The organism is Burkholderia sp. lig30 (assembly GCF_000687455.2).
In the GTDB taxonomy this organism is placed as follows: Bacteria; Pseudomonadota; Gammaproteobacteria; order Burkholderiales; family Burkholderiaceae; genus Burkholderia.
This window is the reverse complement of sequence record NZ_JGVW01000011.1, coordinates 93,168-102,217: the sequence shown is the minus strand read 5'-3', so window position 1 is coordinate 102,217 and position 9,050 is coordinate 93,168. Positions and strand designations below refer to the sequence as shown.

At 68.2% G+C, this 9,050-nt stretch carries 8 protein-coding genes; all 8 read right to left on the bottom strand.

The window, feature by feature from the left end; genetic code table 11:
• Positions 1-370: 370 nt before the first annotated feature.
• Entirely contained in the window at positions 371-1,105 is a 735-nt protein-coding gene (cheZ, locus tag LIG30_RS00915) for a protein phosphatase CheZ (protein ID WP_038708821.1), read from the bottom strand.
• 1 nt (position 1,106) lies between these two features.
• Positions 1,107-1,502 carry a chemotaxis response regulator CheY gene (gene cheY / locus LIG30_RS00910; protein ID WP_038708819.1) on the bottom strand — a complete coding sequence of 132 codons (396 nt, stop codon included), beginning with the start codon at positions 1,500-1,502 and terminating at the stop codon, positions 1,107-1,109.
• 61 nt (positions 1,503-1,563) lie between these two features.
• Positions 1,564-2,646, bottom strand: a complete 1,083-nt coding sequence (locus LIG30_RS00905) for a protein-glutamate methylesterase/protein-glutamine glutaminase (protein ID WP_038708849.1) — start codon at positions 2,644-2,646, stop codon at positions 1,564-1,566.
• 5 nt (positions 2,647-2,651) lie between these two features.
• A complete protein-coding gene (gene cheD, locus LIG30_RS00900) occupies positions 2,652-3,398 on the bottom strand; it encodes a chemoreceptor glutamine deamidase CheD (RefSeq protein ID WP_038708818.1) in 747 nt (248 codons plus the stop codon).
• Positions 3,395-4,342, bottom strand: a complete 948-nt coding sequence (locus LIG30_RS00895; protein WP_051994815.1) for a CheR family methyltransferase — start codon at positions 4,340-4,342, stop codon at positions 3,395-3,397. The genes cheD and LIG30_RS00895 overlap by 4 nt, the downstream gene beginning before the upstream one ends.
• Positions 4,343-4,345: 3 nt before the next feature.
• Positions 4,346-6,208: a methyl-accepting chemotaxis protein gene (locus LIG30_RS00890; protein WP_038708815.1), complete on the bottom strand. Its 1,863-nt coding sequence runs from the start codon at positions 6,206-6,208 to the stop codon at positions 4,346-4,348.
• Positions 6,209-6,250: 42 nt separating this feature from the next.
• Entirely contained in the window at positions 6,251-6,766 is a 516-nt protein-coding gene (gene cheW, locus LIG30_RS00885) for a chemotaxis protein CheW (protein ID WP_038708845.1), read from the bottom strand.
• Positions 6,767-6,815: 49 nt separating this feature from the next.
• The gene (gene cheA / locus LIG30_RS00880; RefSeq protein WP_038708813.1) at positions 6,816-9,035 is read right to left on the bottom strand and encodes a chemotaxis protein CheA; all 2,220 of its coding nucleotides are present in this window, start codon (positions 9,033-9,035) and stop codon (positions 6,816-6,818) included.
• Between the last annotated feature and the right edge of the window lie 15 nt (positions 9,036-9,050).

The following is a 9,050-nucleotide window of genomic DNA, read 5'->3' as shown; positions in this document are numbered from 1 at the left end:
CCGCCGCCCAGCTCAGCTTGCGTGTGAATGCTCCATAGCGCGCTCATGACAGCCATCGCGTGCGCGACGGCCCGGCCCGGACGTTTCGTTTCCACGCTCCCTCCTCGGGACTGGCCTCGACCCTGACGGCACTACCGACACAACCCGCGTCGCCGCCCTGTTTGACGAAAAGACAAACGAAAGACGTGCTGCTGCCTGTGAAGCGTAGTATGCCTGCGAAGCCTGTCAACCGGTGAACGCGGCACCCGCCGGAAAACCCGAATGGACGAAGCGTGCCCGCCCGCGCTCGCGAAAGCGAAGCGGGCGGGGCAGCCGGCCCGGATGCGGGCCGACTGCGCGGGCGGCATGCGTGGGCGCCGCCCGTGCCGGTTCAGAAGCCGAGGCTCGCGAGCAGGTCGTCCACCTGCGCCTGGTCCTGCACGACGTCGGCCTTGCCCTCGGGATTGATCTGCGGCCCGTTGAGGAGCGACTCCGGGCTGCCGGTGGCGCTCGTCGCATGCTCGGCCACGAGCGAGGCCGCGGTCGCCGCGAACTGCTCGCGCCGCTCCGGCGCAATGTTCTCGATCAGCACGCCGAGCAGTTGCTGCTCGATCAGGTGGACCATGTCCATGATCTTCTTGATCACCTGCCCGGTCAGATCCTGGAAGTCCTGCGCGAGCATGATCTCGAGCAGCTGCGCGTTGGTGGCGGCCGTCGCCGCCGGCAGCCCCTGCAGGAACGCGCGCGTGTCGTCCATCAGCTCGCGCACCTCCTGCCGTTCGATCGGCGCCACGTACCACTGCGACCAGCGCGCGTCGAGCGCCTCGGCCTCGCGCTGCAGGCGCTCCTGCACCGGCTTCGTCACCTCGATCGCGGTCAGCACGCGCTCGGCCGCCTGCTCGGTCATCGCGACCACGTACCGCAGCCGGTCGCGCGCGTCGGGCACCGCCTCCGCGGCACGCTCGACCTGTTTGTCGAGTCCCAGCTCGCGCATCGAATCGCGCAGCGTGCGCGTCAACTGCCCGATGCGCGCGAGGATGCGGTCGCTCGCGAAATCAGCGGTGTCGGCGTGATCGTCGGCGGCCGGCGCCGCCGTGGCCAGTACCGCGTTGATCGGCTCGTTCACGTCAGCTCCCGGTCTTGGCCATCTTTTCGAGGATCTTGCCGAGCTTTTCGTCGAGGGTCGCCGCGGTGAAGGGCTTCACCACGTAGCCGCTCGCCCCCGCCTGCGCGGCCGCGATGATGTTCTCCTTCTTCGACTCGGCCGTGACCATCAGCACCGGCAGGTGCGACAGCGCCGCGTCCGCGCGGATTTCCTTCAGCATCGAGAGGCCGTCGAGGTTCGGCATGTTCCAGTCGGAGATGACGAATTCGAAGCCGCCGCTGCGCAGGCGCGCGAGGCCCGCCGCGCCGTCTTCGGCTTCGTCGACGTTCGAGTAGCCCAGTTCCTTGAGCAGGTTGCGGACAATCCGGCGCATCGTCGGGAAGTCGTCCACCACCAGGATTCTCATGTTCTTGTCCATCTTGATTCCTTTCCAGATTCGTTTCTGTAGAGACGCGCGCAGTACGGCGCACGTCTCGCATCTATACGCGCTGCACGCGATCGCCCATTGTCGCAAGACGCGCCATCACGCGGCGGCTCATGTCGCCGAGCGCCACCACCTCGTCCGCGCCGCCGAGCGCGATCGCCTCGCGCGGCATGCCGAACACGATGCAGCTCGCCTCGTCCTGCGCAAAGGTGTACGCGCCCGCGCGCTTCATCTCCAGCAGGCCGGCCGCGCCGTCGCGGCCCATGCCGGTGAGAATCACGCCGATCGCGTTCTTGCCGGCATGCGTCGCCGCCGAGCGGAACAGCACGTCGACCGACGGACGGTGCCGGTTCACCGGCGGTTCGTCCGACAGGTGCGCGACGTAGTTCGCGCCGCTCCTCGCCAGCAGCAGGTGCGCGTGGCCCGGCGCGATGTACGCGTGGCCGGGCAGCACGCGTTCGCCGTGCTCGGCCTCCTTCACGGCGATCCGGCACAGGCCGTTCAGCCGCTGCGCGAACGATTTCGTGAAGCCGGGGGGCATGTGCTGTGCGATCAGCACGGCCGGCGCATCCGGCGGCAGCGGCTCCAGCACCTCGCGGATCGCCTCGGTGCCGCCCGTCGACGCGCCGATGATGATCAGCTTCTCGGTACTGACGAGCGGGTTGTTGATCATCGGCGCGACCGGGTGGCTGGCGGCCGTGCGCGCGGCCGCGTGCGGCTGCGGCGCCTGCCGCACGCGCGCGCGCGACGCCGCGCGGATCTTGTCGGCGAGCTTCTCCGAGTATTCGAGCATGCCGTCGCGAATGCCGACGCGCGGCTTCGTGACGAAATCCACGGCGCCCAGTTCGAGCGCGCGCAGCGTGATTTCCGAGCCGCGCTCGGTCAGCGACGACACCATCACGACCGGCATCGGCCGCAGGCGCATCAGTTTCTCGAGAAAATCGAGGCCGTCCATGCGCGGCATTTCGACGTCGAGCGTGAGCACGTCGGGGTTGTGCTGCTTGATGAGATCGCGCGCAACGAGCGGATCCGGCGCAGTCGCGCACACTTCCATGTCGGACTGGCTGTTGATGATCTCGGTCATCAAGCTGCGGATCAACGCCGAATCATCGACGCACAATACTTTGATCTTCTGCACTGCGGTCACGCCTCCTGCTTTCTCGATACATTCTGGGCATACGGGCTTCCGGCATACGGGCTTCCGGCATTCGAGCTCGCGGCGGACGCGTCGCGCGCGCCGAACAGCTCGACCCGCGGCCGGGACGGCGCCGGCTTCGCCGGCGCGCCGAACAATTCGACGTGCGCCCGCGCCCGCGCGGCGCGCGACTCGTCGGCCGCGTGCGCGAGCGCGGCCTCGCGCTCCGCGACCCCGGCCACCTGCAAACGCAGCTTCTTCACCATCGCGCGGCCGGTATGCGGCATGAACGCGACCTTGCGCGGATGCACGCCCTGCAAATCCTCGGCCGTGATGCGAATCCGCTCGAGCGCCAGATAGCGGCGCACGAAATCGGCGTTGCGGTCGCCGATGTTGATCGTCGTCATGCCGGCCAGCACCGCGGCGCCGCCGAACACCTTCGCTTCGAAGCGCTCGCGGCGGCCGCCGGCCTTGATCAGTTCGTTGATCAGCACTTCCATCGCGTATGCGCCGTAGCGCATCGACTCGGACGCGGCGGCGGACGGGTCCGTGCCGTCGTCGGGCAGCATGAAGTGATTCATCCCGCCGATGCCCGCATACGGATCGTGCAGGCACGCCGCGACGCACGAGCCGAGCACGGTCATCAGCACGATGTCGTCGCCCGTCGTGTAGAACTCGTTCGGCAGCAGCTTCACGCCGGGGCGGCCGAAGTGGCTGTCGAAATAGTGATTGGTGGCGATCGGCAGCGCGCTCATCGGCCACTCTCCCGCTCGGGCTCGCCGACGCGCATACGCGCACGTCCGGATGCGGCCTGCCCGGCATCGCGCGTGAGTTCGTAGACCGTCTGGCCGCGCAGCCGGAACGCCTGCGTGACGTACGAGAAATTCTCCGAATGGCCGGCGAACAGCAAGCCGCCCGGCTTGACGAGCGGCTCGAAGCGCGACAGCACCTGCCCCTGCGTCGGCTTGTCGAAGTAGATCATCACGTTGCGGCAGAAGATCGCATCGAACGGCTTCGCGATCCCGTAATCGGCGTCCGTCAGGTTGAGCTGCTGGAAGCGGATCATCGCGCGCAATTCCGGGCGCACCTTCACGCGCCCGGCCTGCGCCCCCGTGCCTTTCAGGAAGAAGCGCTTGAGGCGCTCGGGCGACAGGTGCTTGACCTGGTCGTACGTGTAGATGCCGGCCTCGGCCTTCGCGAGCACCTGCGTGTCCAGATCGGTCGCGAGGATCGACGCGTGACGCGCGGCCGATTCCCCGAGCGCCTCGATCAGGGTGATGGCGATCGAGTAGGGTTCCTCACCAGTCGATGCCGCCGAACACCAGACGGAGACCGGCGGCTCGCGGCGTTTCACGAATTCCGCGAGGATCGGAAAATGGTGCGCCTCGCGAAAGAACGCGGTGAGGTTGGTCGTCAGCGCATTGGTGAACGCTTCCCATTCGAGCGGATCGTCTTCCCGCTCGAGCAGGTCGAGATAATCGCGGAACGTGTCGAGCCCGCGCGCACGCAGACGCCGCGCGAGACGGCTGTATGCCATGTCGCGCTTGTGTTCGGACAGCGAGATCCCCGCACGATGGTGGATCAGCGTGCGGATGCGCGCGAAGTCGGCGGCCGTGAAGGCGAAGTCGCGGCCGGGCTCGCCCGCCCGTGGCGGGGCGTCCTGTTGATCGACGTGAAGCGAAGCGCGCGCGGACATCATGGCTTAAAAGGTCTCCCAGTCGTCGTCGGACGTCGCCGCGACGGCCGCCTTCTCGGCGGCGGGTGCAGGCCGCACGAGCGCGGGCTTCGCGGTTGCCGGCGCGGCAGGCGCCGACGCCTTCGGCTTCGCCTTTGCCGTATCCGGCGCGGCCGCCGGTTTCGCGAGGCGCGGCGCATAGCCCGACGGCGCGGCAGATGCCTGGGCCTTCGGCTCGTTTGCGGCCGGCGCGGCGTGCTTCACCGGCTGCGGTGCCGGCGCGGCGCGTTCGACAGCCGGCGCAGCCTTCACGGGTACCGTCGCGCGCGCGGCACCGGCCACGACGCGCCAGCCCGCCATGACCGCCTTCAGCTGCCGGGTCTGCTCCTCGAGCGACGCGGCGGCGGCGGCGGCCTGCTCGACGAGCGCCGCGTTCTGTTGCGTGACCGCGTCCATCTGGCCGACCGCGCGATTGACCTGCTCGATGCCGGTCGACTGCTCTTCCGACGCGGCGCTGATCTCGCCCATGATGTCGGTCACGCGGCGCACCGCCTGAACGATCTCGTCCATCGTCGTGCCCGCGCGCTCGACGAGCGCCGAGCCGCTTTGCACCTTCTCGGCCGAATCGCCGATCAGCTGCTTGATTTCCTTCGCGGCCGTCGCGCTGCGCTGCGCAAGCGAGCGCACTTCGCCCGCGACCACCGCGAAGCCGCGGCCCTGCTCGCCCGCACGCGCCGCCTCGACGGCTGCGTTCAGCGCAAGGATGTTGGTCTGGAACGCGATACCCTCGATCGTGCCGATGATGTCGACGACCTTGCCCGAGCTGGTCGCGATGTCCTGCATCGTCACCACCACCTGGCCGACCACCTCGCCGCCCTGCATCGCGATTTCCGATGCGTTGACGGCAAGCTGGCTGGCCTGCCGCGCGTTTTCCGCGTTCTGGCGCACGGTGCCCGTCAGCTCTTCCATGCTGGACGCCGTTTCCTCCAGCGACGCGGCCTGCTGCTCGGTGCGTTGCGACAGGTCGGTGTTGCCGGCCGCGATCTCGCGCGCGCCGACTTCGATCGATTCCGAGCCGCCATGCAGCACCTGCACCATCGCGGTGACGGCGTCCTGCATCCGCTTGATGCCCTGGAACAGCCGGCCGACCTCGTTCGTGCCCTCGAACCGCACTGGCTCGGTGAGGTCGCCCGCCGCGAGGCGCTCGAAGTGCGCGGCGGCCTGTGCGAGCGGCCTGGAGATCAGCCCGCGCAGCGTGAACCGGACCACCACGACCATCACGAGCGTGGCGGCGATGCCCGCGATGATCAACGAAACCATCAGCGTGATGCGTGACTGGGTCTCGTCATGACGCGACTCGGCATGCTGGCGGAACGCATCGGCGACGGCAGCCGCCGCGTCGTCGTACGCCACGAACAGCGGGCTGATCTTCGTGTCGGCGATCGCCCGGTAGGCCGCCATGTCGCCCGCGCGCGCTGCCGCGAATTCAGGCTCGACGCCGTCCTTGACGATCGACGCATAGCGCGCGCCCAGATCGTCGACGAGCGCCGGGGTGACGTCGCCCTTCGACATCGACTGGAACGCCTGCCAGCTTTGCGCCGACTTCGCATACAGCTCCTGCGCGCGCGCGAGCACCTTCTGCGCCTCGTCGGCGTTGCCTGCGTCGGCCAGCGAGCGGAAACGGTCGAGCGACACGCGGGCGCGCAACAGATAGGACGACGTATCGTCGAGGGCGCGGATCGCCGGCAGATCGACGTGCGCGATCGCGTCGAGCGAGCGGCCTGCCTGGTTGAGCGCGAAAAGGCCAAGCCCGCCGACCGTCGCGGCCAGGCCCACGAAAATGAGCAAGACCGCCGTGAGCACCGTGCGGATCGACCAGTTGTGCAACATCGCAGATTCCCTCGAATATCTGTGTCCAGGCGCCCGGCGCGCTTACATGCCGAGCGTTTCGATCAGCGCCATCTCGCGGCTGGTCATCAGCTTCTCGATGTCCATCAGGATCAGCATCCGGCCGTCGACCGTGCCGAGGCCGGTCAGGTACTCGGTCGTCAGCGTCGCGCCGAATTCCGGCGCGGGCATGATCTGGTCGGCCGTCAGCGTCAGCACGTCCGACACGCCGTCCACCACCATCCCGACGACGCGATGTGCGACGTTCAGGATGATCACGACGGTCTGGTGGTCGTACTCGACGCGGCCGAGATGGAACTTGATCCGCATGTCGACGATCGGCACGATGATGCCGCGCAGGTTGATCACGCCCTTGATGAAATCAGGCGCGTTCGCGATGCGCGTCACGCTGTCGTAGCCGCGAATCTCCTGCACCTTCAGGATGTCGATCCCGTATTCTTCGTCGCCGAGCGTGAAGACGAGAAACTCCTGGCCCGTCGCATCGCCCTGCTCCGCGTCGCGGCGGCTCGTTGCCGCGTTCGCCGCGGCCGGATTGATCAGTTGGACTTCAGCAGACACGTTTGCCCCCAAATCGGATGAATGGCAAGAGTTATAAAATTGCGAGCTCGGCGCCGGAAGTGACGCCGTGGGACGCACGGGTTTCTCGGTTCAGCGCCGCGACGTCGACGATCAGCGCGACGCTGCCGTCGCCAAGAATCGTCGCCGCCGAGATGCCGTGGACCTTGCGGTAGTTCGTCTCGAGGTTCTTCACGACCACCTGCTGCTGGCCGACCAGCTCGTCGATCAGCATCGCGAATCGGCGGCCTTCCGTCTCCATGATCGTGACGATGCCCTGCGTCGGGTCGGTGCGCGCGTCGTCGACCGAGAAAATCTCGTGCAGCGCGACCAGCGGCAGGTATTCGCCGCGCACGCGCACGACGCGCTCGCCGTTGCCGACCGTGTAGATGTCTTCGGCGGCCGGCTGCAGCGACTCCATCACGAAGTTCAGCGGCAGGATGAAGATCTCGCCGCCGATCTTCACCGACATCCCGTCGAGGATCGCGAGCGTGAGCGGCAGCACGATGCGCGTCGTGGTGCCCTTGCCCGCGTACGACGTGATCTCGACGTGACCGCCCATCGACTGGATGTTGCGCTTGACGACGTCCATGCCGACGCCGCGGCCGGACACGTCCGTCACTTTCTCCGCGGTCGAGAAGCCCGGTGCGAAGATCAGGTTCCAGACCTCCTCGTCGCTGACGTTCTCGGAAATCTGCATCCCCTGCTTCGCGGCCTTCGCGAGAATCTTCTCGCGGTTCAGGCCCGCGCCGTCGTCGCTGACCTCGATCACGATGTTGCCACCGTGGTGAGCGGCCGACAGCACCAGCTGGCCGACCCCATCCTTGCCTGCCGCGACCCGCTTGTCGACGGTCTCGATGCCGTGATCCAGGCTGTTGCGCACGAGGTGCGTGAGCGGATCGATGATCCGTTCGATGAGGCTCTTGTCCAGCTCGGTCGCCTGGCCATGCGTCACCAGCTCGACCTGCTTGCCGAGCTTGCCGGCGAGGTCGCGCACGACGCGCGGGAACCGGCTGAACACGTAGTCCATCGGCATCATCCGGATCGACATCACCGCTTCCTGCAGGTCGCGCGCGTTGCGCTCCAGCTGCGCCATGCCGTTGAAGAGGCGGTCATGCAGCGCCGGATCGAATGTGCTCGTCGTTTCCGCGAGCATCGCCTGCGTGATCACCAGCTCGCCGACCAGGTTGATCAGCTGGTCGACCTTCTCGACGCCGACGCGGATCGAGCTGCCTTCGGCACCCGATGCGGCCTGCGCGCCGTGACGCGCGCGCCGGTCCTCGTGATGCGGATTGGCGGCGGCCGCCGGTTGCGTCGCGGCATCATGCGCCGCATCGTGCGCGGGCTGCGGCGCGGCGGCTTCCGCCGGTGCGGGCGCGGGTGCCGGCACGGGGGCCGGTTCCGGCGCTGCCGCCGGCGCCGCGGCCTGAGCGGGCGCATCCGTCGCAGCGGACGCGGCCGGCGCCGTGCCGCGGCCGATCCGGATCTGGCTTTCGTCGATCACGAAGCAGCACACCGCGACGATGTCGTCCGACGAGACGTCCGATTCGAGCCACAGCGTCAGGTCGTCGCCCGATTTCTCCTGGCCGACGACGGTGCCCAGATTGCCCAGCTCCTCGGTGAGGAGCGCCTGATCCTTCTCGCCCACGCCGACCAGCGTGATCTTCAGATGCGCGCCGTCCGCCGCGTGTTGCGCGGGCGCGGCCGATGACGGGTGCACCGCCTCCATCGCCTGATCGACGACGTGATCCGGCGCGCCGTTCGCGGCTGCCGCCGGCGCGGCGGGCGCGCTGACGGCGGCGGGCGCCGGTGCGGCAGGCGCGACAGGTGCAGCGGACGCGGCAGGCGCCGGCGCGGCGCCGCCGCTCGCGGCCCTGAGGCGCTCGAGCTTCGCGCGGATCGCCGCAGCCTCTTCCGCATCCGGTTCGGCACTCGCGCGATAGTCGGCGAGCTGGTCCGACAGCACGTCCTTGGTTTCGAGGAACGCGTCGACCATTTCCTTGGTCAGCGTCAGCTCATGGTTGCGCGCGCGGTCGAGCAGCGATTCGAGGATGTGGGTCGTTTCGGTGAGCGCGGAGAAGCCGAACGTTGCCGCACCGCCCTTGATCGAGTGCGCGGCGCGAAAGATCGCGGCCAGGTCCTCGGGATCGGGCGCGTCGACGTCCAGATTCAGCAGCAGCTGTTCCATCTGCGCGAGCAACTCGTCCGCTTCGTCGAAGAAGGTCTGGTAGAACTGAGTGATATCGAGAGTCATGCCGGTTCACCGGGT